The organism is Desulfovibrio diazotrophicus, assembly GCF_902498985.2.
In the GTDB taxonomy this organism is placed as follows: Bacteria; Desulfobacterota; Desulfovibrionia; order Desulfovibrionales; family Desulfovibrionaceae; genus Desulfovibrio; species Desulfovibrio legallii.
Window position 1 is genome coordinate 278,651 of sequence record NZ_OX346397.1, and the last position, 19,150, is coordinate 297,800.

The 19,150-nt window shown below is 63.7% G+C and carries 19 protein-coding genes and 2 tRNA genes; 2 read left to right on the forward strand and 19 right to left on the reverse strand.

The annotated features are described in order from the left end of the window. The first annotated feature begins 6 nt into the window (after positions 1–6). On the forward strand, positions 7–333 hold the full coding sequence (locus tag J7I12_RS01165) for a type II toxin-antitoxin system HicB family antitoxin (RefSeq protein WP_288907392.1): 327 nt from the start codon (positions 7–9) through the stop codon (positions 331–333). A gap of 78 nt (positions 334–411) precedes the next feature. Here J7I12_RS01165 and J7I12_RS01170 read toward each other — a convergent pair whose 3' ends face one another. From J7I12_RS01170 to J7I12_RS01260, 19 genes are all read right to left on the reverse strand, one after another. Next, complete coding sequence (locus tag J7I12_RS01170) at positions 412–573, reverse strand: hypothetical protein (RefSeq protein ID WP_288907393.1); 162 nt, start codon at positions 571–573, stop codon at positions 412–414. Positions 574–665: 92 nt separating this feature from the next. Continuing rightward, positions 666–741: transfer RNA gene (locus tag J7I12_RS01175), tRNA-Val, on the reverse strand. Positions 742–762: 21 nt separating this feature from the next. Next, on the reverse strand, positions 763–1,194 hold the full coding sequence (locus tag J7I12_RS01180; protein WP_118229196.1) for an ACT domain-containing protein: 432 nt from the start codon (positions 1,192–1,194) through the stop codon (positions 763–765). A gap of 27 nt (positions 1,195–1,221) precedes the next feature. Continuing rightward, entirely contained in the window at positions 1,222–1,434 is a 213-nt protein-coding gene (locus J7I12_RS01185; RefSeq protein WP_118229195.1) for a twin-arginine translocase TatA/TatE family subunit, read from the reverse strand. Positions 1,435–1,575: 141 nt separating this feature from the next. Continuing rightward, positions 1,576–2,871: a transcription termination factor Rho gene (gene rho, locus J7I12_RS01190; protein WP_118229194.1), complete on the reverse strand. Its 1,296-nt coding sequence runs from the start codon at positions 2,869–2,871 to the stop codon at positions 1,576–1,578. Positions 2,872–3,048: 177 nt separating this feature from the next. Continuing rightward, the gene (locus J7I12_RS01195; RefSeq protein WP_118229193.1) at positions 3,049–3,573 is read right to left on the reverse strand and encodes a CarD family transcriptional regulator; all 525 of its coding nucleotides are present in this window, start codon (positions 3,571–3,573) and stop codon (positions 3,049–3,051) included. Positions 3,574–3,969: 396 nt separating this feature from the next. Continuing rightward, a complete protein-coding gene (pth, locus tag J7I12_RS01200) occupies positions 3,970–4,569 on the reverse strand; it encodes an aminoacyl-tRNA hydrolase (RefSeq protein WP_302413230.1) in 600 nt (199 codons plus the stop codon). Between the two features lie 133 nt (positions 4,570–4,702). Next, the gene (locus J7I12_RS01205) at positions 4,703–5,605 is read right to left on the reverse strand and encodes an alpha/beta fold hydrolase (protein ID WP_288907394.1); all 903 of its coding nucleotides are present in this window, start codon (positions 5,603–5,605) and stop codon (positions 4,703–4,705) included. An 88-nt stretch (positions 5,606–5,693) separates the two neighbouring features. Next, a complete protein-coding gene (locus tag J7I12_RS01210) occupies positions 5,694–6,299 on the reverse strand; it encodes a 50S ribosomal protein L25/general stress protein Ctc (protein ID WP_118229191.1) in 606 nt (201 codons plus the stop codon). A 74-nt stretch (positions 6,300–6,373) separates the two neighbouring features. Further along, a complete protein-coding gene (locus tag J7I12_RS01215; protein WP_118229190.1) occupies positions 6,374–7,321 on the reverse strand; it encodes a ribose-phosphate diphosphokinase in 948 nt (315 codons plus the stop codon). A gap of 95 nt (positions 7,322–7,416) precedes the next feature. Continuing rightward, positions 7,417–7,491 (reverse strand) — tRNA-Gln (locus tag J7I12_RS01220). Positions 7,492–7,496: 5 nt separating this feature from the next. Then, positions 7,497–8,402: a 4-(cytidine 5'-diphospho)-2-C-methyl-D-erythritol kinase gene (ispE, locus tag J7I12_RS01225; protein WP_303192739.1), complete on the reverse strand. Its 906-nt coding sequence runs from the start codon at positions 8,400–8,402 to the stop codon at positions 7,497–7,499. 26 nt (positions 8,403–8,428) lie between these two features. Next, positions 8,429–8,962 (reverse strand): ATP-dependent protease subunit HslV, encoded by a 534-nt coding sequence (gene hslV, locus J7I12_RS01230; RefSeq protein WP_118229188.1) that lies wholly within the window; start codon positions 8,960–8,962, stop codon positions 8,429–8,431. After that, entirely contained in the window at positions 8,962–10,371 is a 1,410-nt protein-coding gene (locus tag J7I12_RS01235; RefSeq protein WP_242621218.1) for a beta-barrel assembly-enhancing protease, read from the reverse strand. Before J7I12_RS01235 ends, hslV begins: the two co-directional genes overlap by 1 nt. Positions 10,372–10,688: 317 nt before the next feature. Beyond that, positions 10,689–12,140 carry a cysteine--tRNA ligase gene (gene cysS, locus J7I12_RS01240; protein WP_118229187.1) on the reverse strand — a complete coding sequence of 484 codons (1,452 nt, stop codon included), beginning with the start codon at positions 12,138–12,140 and terminating at the stop codon, positions 10,689–10,691. A 27-nt stretch (positions 12,141–12,167) separates the two neighbouring features. Continuing rightward, a complete protein-coding gene (rpiB, locus tag J7I12_RS01245) occupies positions 12,168–12,605 on the reverse strand; it encodes a ribose 5-phosphate isomerase B (RefSeq protein ID WP_118229186.1) in 438 nt (145 codons plus the stop codon). A 44-nt stretch (positions 12,606–12,649) separates the two neighbouring features. Further along, positions 12,650–13,444 carry a hypothetical protein gene (locus J7I12_RS01250; protein WP_302548960.1) on the reverse strand — a complete coding sequence of 265 codons (795 nt, stop codon included), beginning with the start codon at positions 13,442–13,444 and terminating at the stop codon, positions 12,650–12,652. Beyond that, positions 13,441–15,204 (reverse strand): tetratricopeptide repeat protein, encoded by a 1,764-nt coding sequence (locus J7I12_RS01255; RefSeq protein WP_118229184.1) that lies wholly within the window; start codon positions 15,202–15,204, stop codon positions 13,441–13,443. The genes J7I12_RS01250 and J7I12_RS01255 overlap by 4 nt, the downstream gene beginning before the upstream one ends. Beyond that, the gene (locus J7I12_RS01260; RefSeq protein WP_270229140.1) at positions 15,205–16,467 is read right to left on the reverse strand and encodes a sigma-70 family RNA polymerase sigma factor; all 1,263 of its coding nucleotides are present in this window, start codon (positions 16,465–16,467) and stop codon (positions 15,205–15,207) included. Between the two features lie 199 nt (positions 16,468–16,666). Here J7I12_RS01260 and J7I12_RS01265 point away from each other — a divergent pair, with 199 nt between their 5' ends. Beyond that, the gene (locus tag J7I12_RS01265; protein ID WP_288907516.1) at positions 16,667–19,075 is read left to right on the forward strand and encodes a homocysteine S-methyltransferase family protein; all 2,409 of its coding nucleotides are present in this window, start codon (positions 16,667–16,669) and stop codon (positions 19,073–19,075) included. Positions 19,076–19,150: the final 75 nt, after the last annotated feature.

Below are 19,150 nucleotides of genomic sequence, written 5' to 3' on the forward strand. Positions count from 1 at the left end.
AACGTAATGAACTTTGAAGGCTATAAGGCTGTTATTGCCTATGACCCGGAGATAGAGATGTTTCGCGGTGAATTTGTGGGCCTGAGCGGTGGCGCGGATTTTTATGCAACTGACCTCGCCGGCCTGCGCCATGAGGGTGCTAAATCCTTGCGCGTCTTTCTTGACGAGTGCGCCAAGCATGGCGTTGAGCCACAAAAACAGAGCCGGGGGAACTTTGCCCTGCGTCTTGACCCCGAAGTATACCACCGGGCCAGCATCGCAGCTGCGGCAGAGGGCAAATCTTTGAACGCCTTTATTGCCGACACGGTAAAGCAGGCCGTCGCGCAGCAATAAAGTAGCGCAGCAATAAACGTGAAGGCCGGGTTGCCCCGGCCTTTTTTGCACCCTGCGTCGGCGCGCCGGGCAGTCCCCTCACCTTACCCCTAACGGACGCATCCAGAAGGTCTGGTTGTTCTCCCGCTCCACGCGCCTGCGGGTGCGGGTAAAGAACCCCGGCCGCAGGCTTTCAAACATGGCGTAGCCGATGGCGTAGTCAAAGGCCGTGCGAAACCACCACAGGTTGTTCCCTGGCACGGAGTTCAGCCCAAAACGTACAAAAGGTGTGCAAGATGATGTGTGCAAACAATAAGGGGTTACCCTAATTAAGGATAACCCCTTGATTTATTTGGTGGGCAGTGAGGGGCTCGAACCCCCGGCCCCCGCCTTGTAAGGGCGGTGCTCCACCAACTGAGCTAACTGCCCGGGAAATGCTGTGCCGGGCCGTTACTGAGCGCAGAGCTGCGCGGCGGGCAAGATGGTAAAGTTGTTGGCTTGCAGCACGGTGATGGCCTGTTCCACATTGTCAAAGCGGAAGATCATGACGGCGCTTTCAGCTGCGCGGTGCACAAAAGCGTACATGTATTCCACATTAATGCCGTGGGTGGAAACCAGCTGCAGGACGGAATCCAGGCCGCCCGGCGTATCCGGCACTTCCACGGCCACCACGCTGGTGCGGCCCAGAGTAAAGCCCTTGGCCTTGAGCACGGCCTGGGCTTTTTCGTGGTCGCAGACAATCATGCGCAGGATGCCGAAATCCGAGGTGTCTGCCAGGGAAAGCGCGCGGATGTTGACCCCCGCTTCCGCCAGTGCGTGCGTAACTTCGGCAAGGCGTCCCGCCCTGTTTTCCAAAAATACGGAAAGCTGTTCGGTCATCATGGGGCGATCCTTTGCAACACTGTGTGATCAGGCTTTGTGGCTGGTGTTGTCGTCGTTGTTACTGGACGTTTTTTTGTCCTTGGGGGTGATGTCGATTTCGTCCGGCTCCGACGAGGCACGGCGGAAGTTGCGGATGGCCCGACCCAGCCCGCCGCCGATTTCCGGCAGTTTGTTGGCGCCGAAGATCAACAGCACGACCACCAGAATGAGCAACAATTCTTGCATGCCAATGCCGAACATGCGGCAAGCCTCCGTTGGATGTTGGGCTGCAGGCAGCCTGACGGATTGCTACCATAAGCCGCACGGGCTTTGAGGTCAACCGTGCTGCGGCGGCGGTAAAGCGCGCCGCAAAAGGCCCTGTCGCCCGGAGCTGCGCTCCGGCTATTTGCCCATGGCGTTGAGAAAGTCCTTGTTGGACTTGGTGCCACGCATTTTGTCCAGCAGAAATTCCATGCTGTCGATGGGCGACATGGGGGCCAGAATCTTGCGCAGAATCCAGACCCGGTTGAGTACGTCGTCGGGCAGGAGCAGGTCTTCCTTGCGGGTGCCCGTGCGGTTGATGTCAATGGCCGGGAAGACGCGCTTTTCTGAAAGGTGGCGGTCCAGATAGATTTCCATATTGCCCGTGCCCTTGAATTCCTCAAAGATCACTTCGTCCATGCGCGAACCCGTGTCGATAAGGGCGGTGGCGATGATGGTCAGGCTGCCGCCTTCTTCAATATTGCGGGCTGCGCCGAAAAAGCGTTTGGGGCGCTGCAGGGCGTTGGCGTCCAGGCCGCCGGAAAGCACGCGGCCGGACGAGGGCGTGACTGCGTTGTAAGCCCGGCCTAGACGGGTGATGGAATCCAGCAGAATGACCACATCGCGCTTGCGTTCTACCAGGCGTTTGGCCTTTTCCAGCACCATTTCACAGACCTGAACGTGGCGCTGCGGCGGTTCGTCAAAGGTGGAGCTGATGACCTCGGCCTTCTGCACGGTGCGTTCCATATCCGTCACCTCTTCCGGGCGCTCGTCAATGAGCAGCACGATGAGGTAGACTTCAGGGCTGTTGGCGTTGATGGCATTGGCCAGAGATTGCAGCAAAATGGTCTTGCCCGTGCGCGGCGGGGCCACGATGAGCCCGCGTTGACCACGTCCAATGGGGGCCATGAGGTCGATGACGCGGTTGGAAAGGTTTTTCTCGCCATTTTCCATGACGAGCTGGTGGTCGGGATAGATGGGGGTGAGGTTGTCAAAAAGGACAAGATTTTTGGCGTGTTCCGGGGGTTCAAAGCCGATTTCCGTGACCTTGAGCAGCGCGAAGTAGCGTTCGCCCTCCTTGGGCGGGCGGATCTGCCCCGAAACAATGTCGCCTTTGCGCAAAGAAAACCGGCGGATCTGTGAGGGCGAAACATAGATGTCGTCCGGACCGGGCATATAACTGCACAGCGGCGAGCGCAAAAAGCCAAAGCCGTCGGGCAGAATTTCCAGCACGCCGTCGCCGTAAATGGTGCCGTTCTGCGAGGCACAGGTAGAAAGCAGGGCGAAGATAAGTTCCTGCTTGCGCATGGAACTGGCGTTTTCAATTTCGTACTGCTCGGCCAGGTCCATGAGCTCCTGCATGCTGCGGGTTTTGAGATCCGTCAAACTGAGGGCGCTGTCGGACAACAGTGTGGAAGACGTTTTCTTTTTGCGCATAACAATCCGATCGTTTAGGAAATGTATGCCACATACAGTGCATAGGCACTGCAGTGCGTAAGCGGATAAGATAGGGAACTGAAAAGAGGTGCGAAAATGCGATTAGCCCATCTTTTGCCATATGGCAAGGAAAAATATGGCGCAGCCCGAAAAAAAACTTCATCCGGCAGGCGTCGGTCAGTGCGAAGCCGCCTCCGGCAGAGCCGGCGGGGCCGGCGGGGCGTAGATTTCCAGCAGCTCATCGCGAATGGCGTCTTCGTCAAGCCCCAGCACCTGGGCCAGCTCGCCGGTCACCAAGCTCATGGCCTGTTCCTGCAGGCGGCGTTCGCCGAACGAAAGCTCCTTGCCGCGGCCGATGAGCAGCAGCTCGCGCAGCACCCCAGCCACCACAGCCAGCTCCGGGCTTTTGAGGCGTTCGGAATATTCGCGGAAGCGGCGGTTCCAGTTCTGCCCGGTGTAAACGGTCTTTTCCGTCTGGGCGCGCAGGGCGTCCAGGATCTCCTGCGCGCGGTCCGGCGGCGTGAGCTTACGCAGGCCCACATGGGCGGCGTTGTTCACGGGGACCATCAGCGTGACGTTGTTGGCCTGAATGCGTACAATATAGAACTCGCAGGCCACACCACCGATAACCTGGCTGTCTACGCGTTCTATTTTGCCCACACCCTGGGCCGGGTATACCACGAGATCGTCGGAAGTGAACATGATGCCACCGTGCGTACCATACGGCACGCCCAGCCCGAATTTCGGGCGCATGTGCGGCTGAAAGTCGCGAATGGTTATAGAGAAAAAGGCGAGTCTGATAGCAACTCTTCAGAGAGCCTAGCGCAAACGCAGCGAAGAGTCCAGCCCCAAACCCCGAATCTTTCAGCAGGAGAGGGTAAAAGGGACCTGCAAGGGAAGCTGCATCGGGCTTGCGGCGCGGCGCGCATGGTGCGCCCGGTCTCCCGCAGGACATGGCAACGTCGCAATACCCTGACGATTGTGTCAGCAGACGTCCGCCGTGGAGGCGCAAAGGCAGGTTATTGGCGCGGGTAAGCGCCGGAATGCAGCCGCAGCGTTGCACCTGTTGTCCATCAGTCTCTCCGGCCATTGTGCAGGTTACGTCCCGGCCTGGCGGGCCAGGCGCGTGGCCGCCTCCAGCCCCTTGGCTGCAAAGGCGCAAAGCACATCCAGGGCCAGGGGCAGGGCTGTGCTCATGCGCGCGGCGTCGGCCGCATCGGGGCGGCCCAGCACCCAGTTGGTGACTTCGCCCTGGTGCGGAGGACGACCGATGCCCAGGCGCAGGCGATAGAAATCCGGCGTGCCCAGCTGTTCTGTGATGGATTTGAGGCCGTTGTGCCCGGCATTGCCGCCGCCGCGCTTGAAGCGCAGCTGGCCCGCCGGAATGTCCAGCTCATCGTGGGCCACCACCAGCACTTCCGGCGGCAGGCGGTGCCAGGCCAGCAGAGGCTGTACGCTCTGACCACTGCAGTTCATGAAGGTCTGGGGCTTGGCCACCAGCCACCAGCCCCCCAGTTGCGGCAGGCGCGCCCGCCACAGTTCGCAGGAAAACTTGCCGCCGTTGAGGGCCTCCGCCTGACCATCCTGCCGGGCCTTGTCCAGCAGGGCGTCCGCTAGGGCAAAGCCAAAGTTGTGACGGGTGCCGACGTAGCGTTGGCCGGGGTTGCCAAGGCCCGCCAGCAGTCCTTCATAGTCCATGAGTGTATCCTTGCTGCAACGCTGCAAAAAAAACAGCGGAAAAAGGGCAGACGGCCTGCGCCGGGCACGCCGTTCCGGGGCGTGTTCGTGCGAGGGCGGCGCGCTGCTTCCTATGCTGCCCTCCGGGCCCGTTTTACCTTGGCCATGCGGCTTCTGCCAGCATTTCTTCCCCGGCGCTCAGGCGCAGGGGAAGCCCTTGGCCGGCGCAAAAGGCCGCCGCGTGCCGGGCCAGAAAGGTGCAGGTTTTGGGCTGCATGGCGGCCAGGTGCCCACCGCCGGGCAGCCAGACCAGCTTTTTGGTCGGCGCTTCCAGCAGGGCAAACACACTGTTTGTCAGCGCGGGGGTAAACAGGGCGTCGTCCGGCGCGGCAAACAGGCAGACCGGGCAGCGCGGCCGTGGCGGCACCCTGGCCTGAAACAGACTGGCCAGAAAGGCCAGGGGATAGCTGTAGCGCACTTTGCGGCGGCTGGTGCGCACCCCAAAGGCGTTAGCCGTAATGCGCCTGGCGGAAAGATAGGCCTGTACGGGCAGGGGAAGACGCGGCATCAGGCGCGCGGCCCCGGCGATCAGGCGCACCAAGCCTTCCCGTTGCTGCGCAAAGGCGGCAAAGTGGGTAATGCTGATGGCTTCCGACTGCTGGGGCAATATGGCGCTCACAGGCAAGGCGGCCGTCAGATGGGCGCTGGCCGCCGCGTGCGCCAGGCAGAGGATGCCCCCCTGGCTGTGGCCGCATGCGGCCAAGGCCGTGTGCCCCTGTCCCCGCAGCCAGGCTTCAGCCGTAAATGCGTTGCCCAGCAGGTCGTTGAAGGTGAAGCCCACACGGTGCGGGTTAACCCCGTGCCCCGTATAATGCAGGGCAGCCACAGCCAGCCCCGCCCGGCGCAGGGCCAGGAGCAGGGGGCGGTACTGCAATGGGGAGAGCATGGTGCCGGGGTAAAACAGCACCACGCCTGCGCCGGGGTTGGGCCAGTATTCCAGGCTGCAGGCCCGGCGCCCCTGCCCCAGTCTGTGGGTGTCAACAGCAAACGGCGGCATGGCATCGTGGCGTCGGCAGACGCAAAAACGCGCGGAAGCCCCAGAAAACCAGGCCCTTCCGCGCGTTTTTACGCTGTGCCTGGCGCGTTTAGGCTTCCGCTTCGGCTTCGTCGGCCGCGGCGTCGTCCTTGGCCTTGGCCAGCACGCTCACCACGGCAAAGTTCTGATCAAACACGGCGGCCACGCCTTCGGGCAGTTTGAGGTCCGCCACATTAACCGTGTCGTTGATATCCATTTCGCTCACGTCCACCACGATTTTTTTGGGCATGTTCAGCGGCTTGCTCTGCAAGGGGATCACTTCGCGGTAGATTTCCAGAATGCCGCCCAGCTTCACGCCGCGGGAAACCCCCACGATTTCCAGGGGCACTTCCACGGTGACGGTCTTATTCAGGTCCACGCCGTAGAAATCCACATGGGTGAAGGCCTTCTTGTAGGGATGGGACTGCACCTGCCAGAACATGACGGGGTGCACGTTTTTCTGGCCGTTGTCGTCGATTTCCAGATTAAAGACCGTAGTACGGCCCACTTCTTCAAACAGTTTTTCCAGGGGCAGGGCCGGGGCCTGTACGGCCACGTTTTCGCCCTTGGCGGTGTAGAACACGCCCGGAATCAGCTTCTGGGCGCGCAGACGGCCGGCAGGGCCCTTGCCGCAACCCTCGCGCTTCTGCACAGACAGTGTTTTTTCAATGCTCATGGTCCACTCCTTGGCTTGCCGCCGCCTGAAACGTGCGGAAAAAGTTCGGTACTGACAAAATGTCCTGGCGCAGGCTACACAAACAACACGCTTACCGAGGAGCCGGTATGGATGTTGTGGATGGTTTTGCCCAGCAGGGCGGCCACGGAAATAACCTGCAGTTTGGGGCAGCGTTCCAGCTTGTCGCCCAGGGGGATGGTATCCGTGACAAAAACCTGTGAAAGAGCCCCGGTGCTGTTGATGCGCTCAATGGCCGGGCCGGAGAGCACCGGGTGGGTGGCGCAGGCCACAATCTTGGTGGCGCCGTTTTTGAGCAGCACGTCGGCCCCGGCGCAGAGCGTGCCGGCGGTATCGATCATGTCGTCCACCACAATGGCCACCCGGCCCTCAACTTCGCCGATGACGTGCATGGCCTGGGCCTGATTGGGCTTGTCGCGGCGCTTGTCCACAATGGCCAGGGGCGCGTTGAGCCGCTTGGCGTAGGCACGGGCGCGCTCCACGCCGCCGGCGTCGGGCGAAACAATAACCACGTTGTCTTCGTGCATCTGGCGCAGGGCGTCCAGCATGACGGGCACGGCAAACAGATTGTCCACCGGGCAGTCGAAATAGCCCTGAATCTGTCCGGCGTGCAGATCAATGGTGACCACCCGTTCCGCCCCGGAAACGCTGATGAAATCTGCCACCATCTTGGCGCTGATGGGCGCGCGCGGGCTGACCTTGCGGTCCTGCCGGGCGTAGCCGTAATAGGGAATCACGGCCGTGATGCGGCCCGCGCTGGCCCGCTTGAGGGCGTCCAGCATCAGGCAGAGCTGCACCAGGTTGCGGTTTACCGTGGGCGGACAGGTGGGCTGCACCACAAAAACGTCGTCGCCGCGCACGTTGTCGCCGATTTCAATCCGCAACTCGCCGTCACTGAAAGTGGTAGCCAAGGTGGGCGTCAGCTGACAGCCCAGGTGGTTGCAGATGGCCTTGGCCAGATCCGGATTGGATGACCCGGTAACGATCTTGAGATCGCTGAACATGAACCTGTCCCGCCTTGCGCGCCCAAGGGGCATTTACGGTTGGACACGGCCGCCAGAGCGGCCCAAAGCCGCGTCCAGCGCCGGACGTGGGGCTGTGGCTGGGATGGAAGGGTTCGAACCTTCGAATGACGGAGCCAAAACCCGTTGCCTTACCACTTGGCTACATCCCAGTATTTCACAGCGTAAGCGCGTAGACGCGCCAGCCCTCCTCCTGCAGCACAGCCGCTGCGGCGCGCGCTTCCATCAGGGCTTCCAGGTGAAAGAGTCCCAAAATGGACGAGCCGCTGCCGCTCATGCCCGCCGCAAAGGCGCCCAGGCGCAGCAATTGGGCCTTAATGGCCGCCAGCTGCGGGTGGCGGGCAAACACAACGGCCTCCAGGTCGTTGTGCAGATCCACCACAGGCTGCGCCTCGGAGAGAAACGTTCCATTAGCCCCGGCTTCGGCCTTTGTCAAGTTATTTTGCCCCGCAGGCCCGGCCGCGGTCCCGTCAGTGCGGGCAGCGTCAAAATCCGCATAGGCCTGGGCCGTGCTCACACTGTGCGCCGGGCAGACCAGCACCAGGCGCAGGCCGGCCAGGTGTTTTCCGGCCGGTTCCAGCTGCTCGCCCACGCCGCGCACCCGGCAGGCTTTGAGCTGCGGCCCCGGCTGCAGAAAAAAGGGCACGTCCGCCCCCACCTGCAGGCCTGCCTTTGTCAGTGCCGAGTGCTCCAGGGGCTGCGGCGCGTGGGCATTGAGCCAGCGTAGAAGGGCCGCGGCATCGCTGCTGCCGCCGCCCAGGCCCGACCCCACGGGAATGCCCTTGCGCAGAGTGATTTCCAGTGCCGGCAGGGCCTCCGGCCCCGCTCCCGTGGCCGCGGCAAAGGCCGCGTAGGCTCTGGTGAGGGTATTGTCCTCCGGGTTCAGGTCCGGCGTATCGCAAAGGACGCGCAGGCCGCTTCCTTCCGTGATGCGCAGGCGCAGGCGGTCACAGGGCCGCGGCAGCGGACAGAAAAGCGAATCCAGCTCATGGTATCCGTCAGGCCGCCGCCCGGTGATGCGCAGGCCGAGATTGATTTTGCAGCCGGCCACCAGAGTATTCATGACGCCACCTTTCCGGCACAGGCCGGTTACAGTACCTCTATGGTGATATGGTCGTTGGTGTAGACGCAGATTTCTGAAGCTATACGCAGGGATTCGCGGGCCACGGTTTCGGCGTCCATGGTGCTGTGCCGGGTCAGGGCGCGGGCCGCGGCCAGGGCGTAAGGGCCGCCGCTGCCGATAGCCGCCACGTTGTCGTCCGGCTCAATGACGTCGCCCGTGCCGGAGAGCAGCAAAATGTGCTCTTTATCCGCCAGTAGGAGCATGGCCTCCAGTTTGCGCAGGTATTTGTCCTTGCGCCAGTCCTTGGTCATCTCCACGGCGGCGCGCACCATGTGGCCGCGCAGTTCCTTGAGCTTGGCTTCAAAAAGTTCAAACAGGGTAAAAGCGTCGGCCGTGGCCCCGGCAAAGCCCGCCAGGATCCGGCCGTTGTCCAGGCGGCGCACCTTCTGCGCGCCGTGCTTCATGATCATATTTTGGCCCAGGGTCACCTGGCCATCCCCGGCCAGAGCCGTTTGCCCGTTGGTCCGAACGGCCAGAATGGTAGTTGCGTGCGTGTCCATCAATTTGATTCCCATAGCTCCTTGCGTTCTTTGTAGACATTTTCCAGGCGCTGCAGGGCTCGGGCATCGCCGCCCTTGCCGGCCCGTGCGCGGGCCTGCGCCATGTAGCGTTCGGCCATTTTGCGGTTGTGGGCATAGATGGCGCTGTAGGCCAGGTGAATATAAGCATTGGCCGTATCGCCCGTTTTGCCCAGAGAACGACTGAAGGCCTCGTGTACTTCTGGGTCGTCGGGCACGGCGCGCAGCACGTCCCGGTAGTAGGGCGCGGCCTCGCGGGCGCGGCCCGTTTCGTCCAGCATGCGGGCGTAGAAAAAGGCGGCCATATAGTCGCGCGGATCCTGGCGCAGAGCCTTGCGCAGCAGGTCTCCGGCCAGGTCCATGTCGCCTTTGCGGTAGTGAAAGGCTCCAGCCTCGCGCAGCACCAAGGGGTCGTTGGGGGCGGCGGCCAGGGCCTGGTCAAAGGCCGCGCTGGCCTCATTGACCCGGTTTTGCCGGGCCAGCACCATGCCCGCGCCCATGCGCGAAAGGGCGTCCTTGCCCGCAAAGCGCTGCAGGGCGGCCTGCGGGTCGCCGTAACGCCCCCAGAGCAGGGTTTTGACCCGTAGAAACTGGCGGTTGTCCTGCTTTCTGTCCAGCACGGCCTTGGGCATGGTCTGGATGCGGGCCTGCAAGCCGTTGATGCGGTCGCCGATGGCCGGGTGGGTGGAAAGGTAGGCGGGCACGTTGGTGCCGCTCATCCAGCTTTTCTGGCGCAGGATTTTGAAACCGCCCACCATGCCCGTGGGCGGGTAGCCCGCGGCCACCAGGTACTGCAAGCCAATGTGGTCGGCTTCGTTTTCGTCCATACGGCTGTAGTTGAGCATGGCGGACTGCCCCGCGCCCATGGCTCCCACGGCCAGCGCCCCGCCGCCCTGACCGCCCACAGCTATGCCCGCTACGGCCAGCAGCAGGCTGCCCAGAGTGAGGAACTGGGCGCGCTCCAGACGGGAGGCCACATGCCGCTGGGTCACGTGGGCCAGTTCGTGGGCCAGCACTCCGGCCAGCTGTTCCTCGCTGTCCAGATTCATGAGCAGGCCGGTAAAGACGTAGACGTAGCCGCCGGGCACGGCAAAAGCGTTAAGCGAGTTGTGCAGGATGACCGTTGCTTTGAAGGTGTAGGGCTGGGGCGGCATGGGGGCCGTCAGCCTGGTCACCACCTTGTTGACGTAGAGGCTCACCTCCGGGTCGTCCACCACAGCCAGACTGGCGCGCAGCATGGTGTCGAATTTGCGGCCCATCTCCTTTTCGTCCTTGATGCCCACGCCGCCGAAAAAGAAGGCTGCGGCGGGCCCGGGCGTGCACAAGGTCAGCGCAAAGGCCAGCAGAATCAGCAGCGCGGTACGACGGCGCAAGGCCTCATGCTGGAACACGGGCGATACCTCCATGCCGGGGAGGCCGCCGCAGGGGCGGGCATTCACCAAAGCAAGACCCGTCCCCACGGGACCGCCGCAACGGCGTTATTTTTCGGGAACCGTTCGAGACCGGCACGACCTGCGGCCGGGCAGTCGGCCCAGCGGTCGGCCTGTACCCTGCCGTCGGGCATTGCGCCTGCGTCCCGCTTCCTGAAGCGCGGCCCCTTGCAGCGGCGTACACGTGTTGCATCCCACCGCGGGGCGGTCTCCCAAAGGAAGGGAAACTCTCAGGGATGTGTCCCCCAAACGCCCCATTCTGCCGGACGTCGAGCGCGCTATTCCAGATCCCAGACCTGGCCTTCAGGGGTGTCGCGCACGCTCACGCCCAGCTCCTGCAGGTTTTGGCGCAGGGCGTCCGAGCGATCAAAGTCTTTGGCGGCGCGGGCCGCACGGCGCTCTTCCAACAGGGCCTCCACTTGCGCCAGGTCAATGCCGCGCCGACGGGCGCGCAGGGTGCGCAGGTCGTGGAGAAAGGTTTCCGGTTCCTGGCCAAACAGGCCCAGTTGGGCGTCCCAGTCACGGGCGTTGCCCAGAAATTCCTGCAGCAGGGCGCGGGCTTCCTCGCCGGCGCGCAGCCCGGAGTCTTCCAGCAGACGGTTGATGATCCGGACCTGGGAAAAGATCTGACCCAGGGCCTGCGCCGTGTTGAGGTCATCGTTGAGGGCGGCCTCAAAGGTAGCGGCCAGGGGCCGCCATTCCTCCAGCAGAGCCGGGGGCAGGGGCGTTTTTTTCCATTTGGCGCGGGTCAGGGCGCGGCGGGCCGCCAGCAGTGCACTGTAGACGCGGTGCTGGGCCCTTTCGGCCTCGTCCATGCCTTCGGCGCTGAAGTCCACGGGGCTGCGGTAGTGCTTGCCCAGGAGGAAAAAGCGCAGGGTTTCCGGCAGATAGCTTTCCAGAATATCCCGAATGGTTTTGAAGTTGCCCAGGGATTTGGACATTTTTTCGGCGTTGATCTGCACAAAGCCGTTGTGCACCCAGTAGCGAGCCAGTTCGCAGTGGCAGGCTGCCTCGGACTGGGCAATTTCGTTTTCGTGGTGGGGAAAGACCAGATCCTGGCCGCCGCCGTGGATGTCCAAGGGCAGGTAGGGGGCGCTCATGGCCGAACACTCCACATGCCAGCCGGGCCGACCCCTGCCCCAGGGGCTTTCCCAGGAAGGTTCGCCGGGCTTGGCGGCCTTCCACACGGCAAAGTCCAGAGGATCTTCTTTTTCTTCGCCGGGGGTCACCCGTGCGCCGGAGAGCAGCTCATCCAGACTGCGGCCGGAGAGTCTGCCATAGGCGGGGTAGGCCCGCACCCGGAAGTAGACGTCGCCCGAAGGCGTGGCATAGGCCGCGCCCTCTTGCACCAGTTTGCCGCAGAGTTCGACGATCTGGGGGATGTAGTCCGTGGCGCGGGGTTCCGCATCGGCGCGCTGCACGCCCAGGCGGTCCATATCTTCGTGAAAGGCGTCAATATAGGTCTGGGCCACTTCGCGCCAGTCGCGCTGTTCTTTTTGGGCACGGTTGATAATTTTGTCGTCCACATCGGTGAAGTTGCGTACAAACAGCACCTTGAGCCCCAGGTGGCGCAGATGGCGGGCCAGCACGTCAAAGACCAGGGCGGAGCGGGCGTGGCCGATGTGGCAGTAGTCGTAGGCCGTGATGCCGCAGACGTACATCTGCACCTTGCCGGGGCGCACCGGCACAAAAGGTTCTTTTTTTCGACCCAAAGAGTTGTAGATCTGCATGGCTGTCCTTTAAGGCTTTAACCTGGCTCAGGCGGGCAGGTTGATGCGGTCCAGACGGCGTTGGTGTCGGCCCCCGGCAAAATGGCCGTCCAGAAAGGCGTCGGTAATGGCGCGGGCCAGTTCGTCGCCGATAATGCGCGCGCCCAGGCAGAGCACGTTGGCGTTGTTGTGCTCACGGGCAAGGCGGGCCTGCAGCTCTGTGGCACAGAGTGCGGCGCGGATGCCGGGGTGGCGGTTGGCCGTGATGGAAACGCCGATGCCCGTGCCGCAGATGAGCACGCCCAGGCCTTCGGGTTCCGCTTCCACGGCGGCGGCCAGAGCGTGGGCCAGTACGGGATAGTCGCAGCTTTCCGTGGAGTGGGTGCCGTGGTCTTGCACGGCGTAGCCGCGAGATTCCAGATGCCTAGCCAGCAGGCCCTTGAGGGCAAAACCGGCGTGATCCGAAGCCAGATGAATGGTGCGCATGGGGCCTGTCTCCTGCACAGGGCCGCCGGGCGGGCGGCGGCGCGTTAACGTTGCTTGAATTGTGAAAGGGGCAGCAAGGGCACGTCTTCGGGCAGCGGCAAAGAAAGCTGGGCCTCGGTGAAGGCCTGGGCCGGCTTTTCCCTTTCCTTGACCAGTACAATGGCGCGCTTGCCGTTGCTGTGGGTCAGATTCAGGCGGCGGGGCAGGGGGCTGGCGTCATCCGTATAGAGGATTTCCATGCTCCAGCCTTTCGCGCCGTGGGCGTTTTCACTCCAGGCCACGGGCAGGCCCTGTGCGCTGAGGGTCAGGCTGCCGCCGGGTTTTCCCTCCAGCGTGTACCGGGCCAGGCCGTCGGCCTGGACGGCGGCCTCTGCGTAGTCGCGACCGAAGACCTGGGCGTAACGGCCGTTGAGCAGGTCTGCCAGATGGTCCAGATTGAAGGGTACGGGCACGCCTACCTGCAACAGGGGCTTGTTGGCCCCCTGATGGAAATAGGCTTTGTGTTCGTTGGGCGCAAAAACCAGAAAATGCTGGCCGTCTTCAAGAATGTTGGCCACCGTGGCGCCCACGCCGGCCATAACGTCCATGCGCAGTTTGCGCTGGCCGTTGCCCCAGAACAGGGCCGTGACCCGGCGGGTATCGCCTTCTGTGCCGAAGCGCAGGCTGAGCTGCAGGCGGTAGGGGGCAGGAGCCACGGCGGCGTCGGCGGCCGCGTAGCGCTGCCAGGTTTGTTCCAGGTGGGCGCGGGCCTCTGGCGAGGGCGTTTCCATAGCTGGTTGGCGGGCGCAGGCGCAGAGCAGAACCAACGTGCAGAGCAGGGGGAGGTTGATGTGTTTCATAGCTGTGAAAGGCGCTGCCGGAGGGCTTCGGCATTGGCGGGTTTGAGTTCCAGAGCTTTACTGTATGCGGTGCGGGCTTCGTCCTTGAGGCCCAGACGCGCGGCAATATCGCCGTAATGCTCCCAGATGGAGGGGTCTATCCGTTCACCCAGTTTGACGGCGCGGCGGATCTGGGTCAAGGCTTCCTCCAGCCTGCCGGATTTGAACAGGGCCCAGGCTAGGGAATCGATAATATAGGACTGATTCGGAGAAAGCTCGTCGGCCCGCCCCAACAGCTGCAGGGCCCTGTCCAGGTCGCGGCCCTGTTCCGCCAGGGTATAGCCCACATAGTTGAGGGCCTGGAAATTGTCGGGCTGCAGGGCGATGACCTTTTCCATGATTTCCATGGCGGCCTTTTTGTCGCCCGATTCGTCCAGTACGGAACCCAGCAGAAAAGCCAGCTCCGCCTGGTCGGGCCAGAGGGCCGCCCCGGTTTTGGCGGCGAGAAGGGCTTCGGGCATGCGTTTGAGCCGGGCCAGCAGGCGGATTTCGGCGTCGCAGAGCTCAGGGGCGTCCGCTGTTTTGCGGCGTGCGCGCACGGTGGCCAGGGCGGCTTCGTTCTGGCCCGCTTCGGCCTGCAGTTGGGCGCGCAGCAGGGTGGCGCGTCCGGCGGCTTTGCTCTTGGCCGGGATATGGTCAAGCCAGGCCAGAGCCACGTCCAGTTCGCGGCGTTGGGCGTAGGTGAGGTCCGCCAGCAGCAGATAGACTTCGTCGGGCGCGTTGCCTTGGGCCGCCAGCTGCTTGAGGAGGCGCTCGGCCTGCAGGTAGTGGCGCGAATCCATCAGCATGCTGGCCACGGTGAGCCTGAAGGGCGGCGTGTCCGGCCCCTGGCGCATGTATTTGAGGGCCCGTTCGGGCTGGTTCAGGCGCAGAGAAATGTGGATGAGCCGCAGGAGCACATCCTGGGGCGAGAAATCCAGCTTGAGCAGCTTTTCATACGCTGCGCGGGCCGCCGGGAGGTTGCCGCGCTGCTCGTAGACAAAGGCCAGCTCCGCCAGGGCCTCCACAAAGTCCGGGGCTTTTTTGACGGCCTTCTGCAAGTAGGGGACGGCCGCATCCGGGCGGTCCATGCCCAGCAGAGCGCGGGCGTGGTAGTAGTCCACCAGGGGGGTGCGCTGCTGTTCGGGGATGGCGTCGAGCAGCTCTCCGGCCTCGGTGAACTGTTTGTCCTTGACCAGCAGCAAGGCCAGCTCCAGACGCGCGTCCAGGGATTTGGGGTGTTTTTTGAGGTAGGCCCGCATGAGGGCCACGCCCCGTGCGGCCTGCCCCTGATCGGCTAGGGCTTCGGCGTGCAGCAGGTTGAGGGACATGTCCTCCGGCCAGGTGAGCAGAGCCGCATCCAGATAGGGCACGGCCACGGGGGATTTGCGGCTGACCAGCCAGACGCCGCCTTCCAGCCAGATGCCGGCGGGCATGCGGGCGCGAGACATGAGGGGCGCGGCCGCGGCCAGGGCGCTTTCGTCTTCATTGTTGAGGCCGTGGGCGTAGACGAGAAAGGCGTAGGTGTCCAGGGCGTCGGGCGAGAGGGCTTCAGGAGCGCGGGCCTGGGCCGCCTTTACGTGCGACGCGGCGGGCGCGGCGGTGTCCGTCGCGGTGGTCTGGTCTTTTGCGCCTTCCCCTTCGTGGCGGGAACCGGCGCAGCCGCCGCAGCCCAGAAGGGAGAAGGGCGCCAGGGTTACCAGAACCAGGGCGCAGAGCAGGGCAAGGTGCTTACGTTTCATTCAGGATTGTATCCATGCGTCTGAAAAATCCTTGATGTCCCCGGCCAGGTGCTGGCGGATTTTTTCCAGCAGCCGTGTCTCCAGCTGACGGACGCGCTCGCGCGTGACGTTATACCGTTCGCCTATCTCGCGCAAGGTGACGGGTTCGTCCGTGAGCAGGCGGTTGTTAAGGATGTAGAGCTCTTTTTCATTCAGTTTGGGGATGATGGTCTTGAGCCGGGAACGCAGCAGGCCTGCAATTTCGTCCGAGGCCAGGCTGTCTTCTATGCCGGGGCCCAGGGCGGGCAGAAAGTCCATGCGCGTGGCCCCGCCGCTTTCTTCACCCACCTGGGCGTTGAGGGAGACGTCGTTGCCGGCCAGGCGCTGGTCCATTTCTTCAATTTGTTCCGGGCTCACGCCCAGGCGTTCCGAAAGCATGGCCGCGTCCGGGTCAAAGCCCTGCATGATCAGCTTTTGCCGTTCCCGGTTCAGGTTATAGAACAACTTGCGCTGCACCTGGGTGGTGCCGATTTTGACCATGCGCCAGTTGTCCATGATGAATTTGAGAATGTAGGCCTTGATCCAGAAAGAGGCATAATAGGAAAATTTGATGCCCTTGTCCGGATCAAACTTGTTGACCGCGCGCATGAGGCCCACATTGCCTTCCTGCACCAGATCCAGGACGTTCTGCATCCAGCGGCGCTGAAAATCCATGGCGATGCGCACCACCAGGCGCAGGTGGGAGGAAACCAGGCGAAAGGCCGCGTCCGGGTCGTTGTGGTCGCGCACGCGCAGGGCCAGTTCGTGCTCCTCGTCCGGCTTGAGCATGGGAAAGCGGCTGATTTCACGCAGGTAGAGACGCAGGCTGTCGCGCGGGCCCACGGCGGGCAGGTGTGTGGTGGCCGGGGCCGGCAGGTCGTCGGCCGGTTCCTCCTCCAGGGCCAGGGGCGCAGGGGCGTCGCCCTCGGATGCGGCGTCAGCCGGGGCGTCGTCCGGATCTTCGGGCAGTTCTGCCGGCAGCCCGTCGGGCGCGGCGTCCAGGTCGTCGTCGTGTTCGTCCAGGTCGTCCACGTCCAGCACGGGGCCTTTGGCGGCGGCTTCCGGGGTCCCCTTGGCGGCGGTCGGGGCAGGGCCCCGCGTCCGGCGGCGTTTTTTTTCGGGGTGAGGGGGAGGCAGAATTTCTACCGACGCGGCGTGCGCATCGGGCCGGACGGCGGCGTCCCGTGGCTGTGGCGCGGGGTTTCCGGTGGGGACCGGAGCGGCTGTCTTGCTATTTTTTTTCATGCTGTCCATATTGGGCCATCGCGGCCTGCCGGGCGCGAGGGTCAGGGGCCGGAATTTCAGATTTGTTCTTTGTTCCGTTTTTCAGTACTACAGGGCCTGCCGCGCGGCGGCAAAGCTGAAAAGACAGCATACAGGCATTGCGGGCGGAAAGCAAAGCCCCCCGCAGCCCCTTCCGGCAACCGATTCTGATGAGGCGGTCATGACGTTTTTTCCTCCCTCGGGCCTTGGGCGGCCCCTTCTGCTGGACGGCGCCATGGGCACCATGCTCCAGGCTTCCGGCCTGCCCGCCGGCGTGAGCCCCGAGGAATTTTGCATGGAGAATCCCCAGATTCTCCAGAACATTCACCGCGCCTACCTGGAGGCCGGCGCGGACATCATCACTACCTGTACCTTTGGGGCCAGCGCCTATAAGCTGCCGCGAAGTCTCGACGTCTTCCGTTTTAACAAGCGCATGGCCGAGGTGGCCCGCGCGGCGGCGGCCGCAAGCCCCCGTCCTGACGGCGCGCCGGTTTTTGTGGCGGGCAACGTGGGCCCCACGGGCCAGTTTGCCAAGCCCCTGGGCGCGGTAGAACCGGCCGAGCTGCTGGAGGCCTTTGCCCGGCAGATAGAGGGGCTGGCGGCCGGTGGGGCGGACCTTATTTTTGTGGAAACCCAGTTTGACCTAGCCGAGGCCCGGCTGGCCGTGGCCGCCGCCCGGCGGGTCTGTCGGCTGCCGGTCATGGTTTCTATGACCTTTGAACAGGGCGTCAGCCTGACCGGCTCCAGCCCCGCCATCTTTGCGGAAACCATGCAAAACATGGGCGTGGACGTGGTGGGCACCAACTGCAGCCTGGGGCCGGAGCAGATGCGCCCCGTGGTGGCGGATCTGCTGGGGGCCTGCACCTGCCCGGTCATGGTCGAACCCAACGCCGGTCTGCCGGAGCTGCGCGGCACAACAACGGTCTTTCCCCTGGGTCCGGAGGATTTTGCGCGTGAAACCGCGCCCTTTGCCGGTATGGGGGCCGCCGTGCTGGGCGGCTGCTGCGGCACCACGCCCGCGCACATCGCCGCTCTGGCCCAGACCCTGCGCGGAACAGAGCGCGTGGACGCCGCCGCCGTACCCCGGCCGGGCATCTGCCTGACCAGCCGTTCGCAGCTGGTGCGGGTGGGGGCCGGGGAGCCCATTGTCATCATCGGCGAGCGCATCAATCCCACGGGCAAAAAAGCCCTGACCCAGGACCTGCAGAACGGGGTCTTTGCCACGGCCATGGACCTGGCCGACGCCCAGGTGCGGGCCGGGGCGGGCGTGCTGGACGTGAACGTGGGCGCGCCGCTGGTGGATGAAACGGTTCTTTTGCCGGAGCTGGTGCAGCAGCTTACGGCGCGGCTGACCCTGCCCCTTTCGCTGGACTCGCCCAATGCCCAGGCCATTGCCAACGCTCTGCCGTACTGCCCGGGTTCGTTTCTGGTTAATTCCATCAGCGGCGAGGCCGGGCGCATGGAAGTGCTGGGCCCGCTTTGCCGGGATTTCGGCGCGCCGTTCATTTTGCTGCCCATTGAGGGCGCGCGCCTGCCCAAAAAGGCCGCCGAGCGCATCCGCACGGTGGAAAGCCTGCTGGTCCGGGCCGAGGGGCTGGGCATTTCGCGTCGGCTCATGATGGTGGACATACTGGCATTGGCTGTTTCCTCCAGTCCGGACGGAGCTCGCCAGTGCTTGGAGATGGTGCGCTGGTGCACAGCGCAGGGGTTGCCCACCACGTTGGGGCTTTCCAATCTTTCTTTTGGTCTGCCCGCGCGGGAGCTGCTCAACGCCACCTTCCTCTGCTACGCGGCCGGGGCAGGGCTGACTTCCTGCATAGCCAACCCTTCGGCCCGACGAGTACGCGAGGCCGTGGACGCCCTCAAGGTGCTGGGGGAGCACGACCCCCACGCCGCGTCCTTTATCGGCGGCTACGCCGCATGGAAGGCAGACAGCGGGGCAGTGACCCTGCGCGCGGACGGGGCGGGCGCGGCCCGCACCCTGTCCGAGGCCGTGCTCAATGGCGACAAGGAAAACGTCGTGACCCTGCTGGAGGCTGAGCTGGCCGCCGGAGCGGACCCTTTCAGCCTGGTGCAGGATACGCTTATCCCGGCCATCACCGAAGTGGGCGCGCGCTATGAGCGGCGGGAATATTTTCTGCCCCAGCTCATCCGTGCCGCTGAGACCATGCAGACGGCCTTTGTCCGTCTGAAGCCCCTGCTGGAGGCCGGTCGCGGCCCGGAAAAGCGTCCTGTGGTGGTCATGGCCACGGTGGAGGGCGATATTCACGACATCGGCAAGAATATTGTTTCTCTGCTTCTGGGCAACCACGGCTTTGAGGTGGTGGACGCGGGCAAGGACGTGCCCGCTGAGGACATCGTGGCTTGCGCCCTGAAGCACAACGCGCGTATCATCGGTCTGTCGGCCTTGATGACGACCACCATGGTGCGCATGGAAGATACCGTAAAACTGGTGCGGGATCGCAACCTGCCCATCAAGGTGATGGTGGGCGGGGCCGCGGTGACGCAGGCCTTTGCGGACGCCATCGGCGCGGACGCCTACAGCCCTGATGCCGTGGGGGCTGTGCGGGCCGCCCGTCAGTTTTTGTAATCCCGATTTTCCGTCCTTGCTCTGCAGTTGTACTGCAGGCTTTTGGGCGGCGTCACCTTCAGCAATCAGGTTTGA

Excerpts from the sequence above, each read along its gene's own strand:
- J7I12_RS01165 (WP_288907392.1), top strand. The coding sequence starts at position 7 with ATGAACTTTGAAGGCTATAAGGCTGTTATTGCCTATGACCCGGAGATA.
- J7I12_RS01180 (WP_118229196.1), bottom strand. The coding sequence starts at position 1,194 with ATGATGACCGAACAGCTTTCCGTATTTTTGGAAAACAGGGCGGGACGC.
- J7I12_RS01185 (WP_118229195.1), bottom strand. The coding sequence starts at position 1,434 with ATGTTCGGCATTGGCATGCAAGAATTGTTGCTCATTCTGGTGGTCGTG.
- rho (WP_118229194.1), bottom strand. The coding sequence starts at position 2,871 with ATGCGCAAAAAGAAAACGTCTTCCACACTGTTGTCCGACAGCGCCCTC.
- J7I12_RS01195 (WP_118229193.1), bottom strand. The coding sequence starts at position 3,573 with ATGTTCACTTCCGACGATCTCGTGGTATACCCGGCCCAGGGTGTGGGC.
- pth (WP_302413230.1), bottom strand. The coding sequence starts at position 4,569 with ATGGACTATGAAGGACTGCTGGCGGGCCTTGGCAACCCCGGCCAACGC.
- J7I12_RS01205 (WP_288907394.1), bottom strand. The coding sequence starts at position 5,605 with ATGCCGCCGTTTGCTGTTGACACCCACAGACTGGGGCAGGGGCGCCGG.
- J7I12_RS01210 (WP_118229191.1), bottom strand. The coding sequence starts at position 6,299 with ATGAGCATTGAAAAAACACTGTCTGTGCAGAAGCGCGAGGGTTGCGGC.
- J7I12_RS01215 (WP_118229190.1), bottom strand. The coding sequence starts at position 7,321 with ATGTTCAGCGATCTCAAGATCGTTACCGGGTCATCCAATCCGGATCTG.
- ispE (WP_303192739.1), bottom strand. The coding sequence starts at position 8,402 with ATGAATACTCTGGTGGCCGGCTGCAAAATCAATCTCGGCCTGCGCATC.
- hslV (WP_118229188.1), bottom strand. The coding sequence starts at position 8,962 with ATGGACACGCACGCAACTACCATTCTGGCCGTTCGGACCAACGGGCAA.
- cysS (WP_118229187.1), bottom strand. The coding sequence starts at position 12,140 with ATGCAGATCTACAACTCTTTGGGTCGAAAAAAAGAACCTTTTGTGCCG.
- rpiB (WP_118229186.1), bottom strand. The coding sequence starts at position 12,605 with ATGCGCACCATTCATCTGGCTTCGGATCACGCCGGTTTTGCCCTCAAG.
- J7I12_RS01250 (WP_302548960.1), bottom strand. The coding sequence starts at position 13,444 with ATGAAACACATCAACCTCCCCCTGCTCTGCACGTTGGTTCTGCTCTGC.
- J7I12_RS01255 (WP_118229184.1), bottom strand. The coding sequence starts at position 15,204 with ATGAAACGTAAGCACCTTGCCCTGCTCTGCGCCCTGGTTCTGGTAACC.
- J7I12_RS01260 (WP_270229140.1), bottom strand. The coding sequence starts at position 16,467 with ATGAAAAAAAATAGCAAGACAGCCGCTCCGGTCCCCACCGGAAACCCC.
- J7I12_RS01265 (WP_288907516.1), top strand. The coding sequence starts at position 16,667 with ATGACGTTTTTTCCTCCCTCGGGCCTTGGGCGGCCCCTTCTGCTGGAC.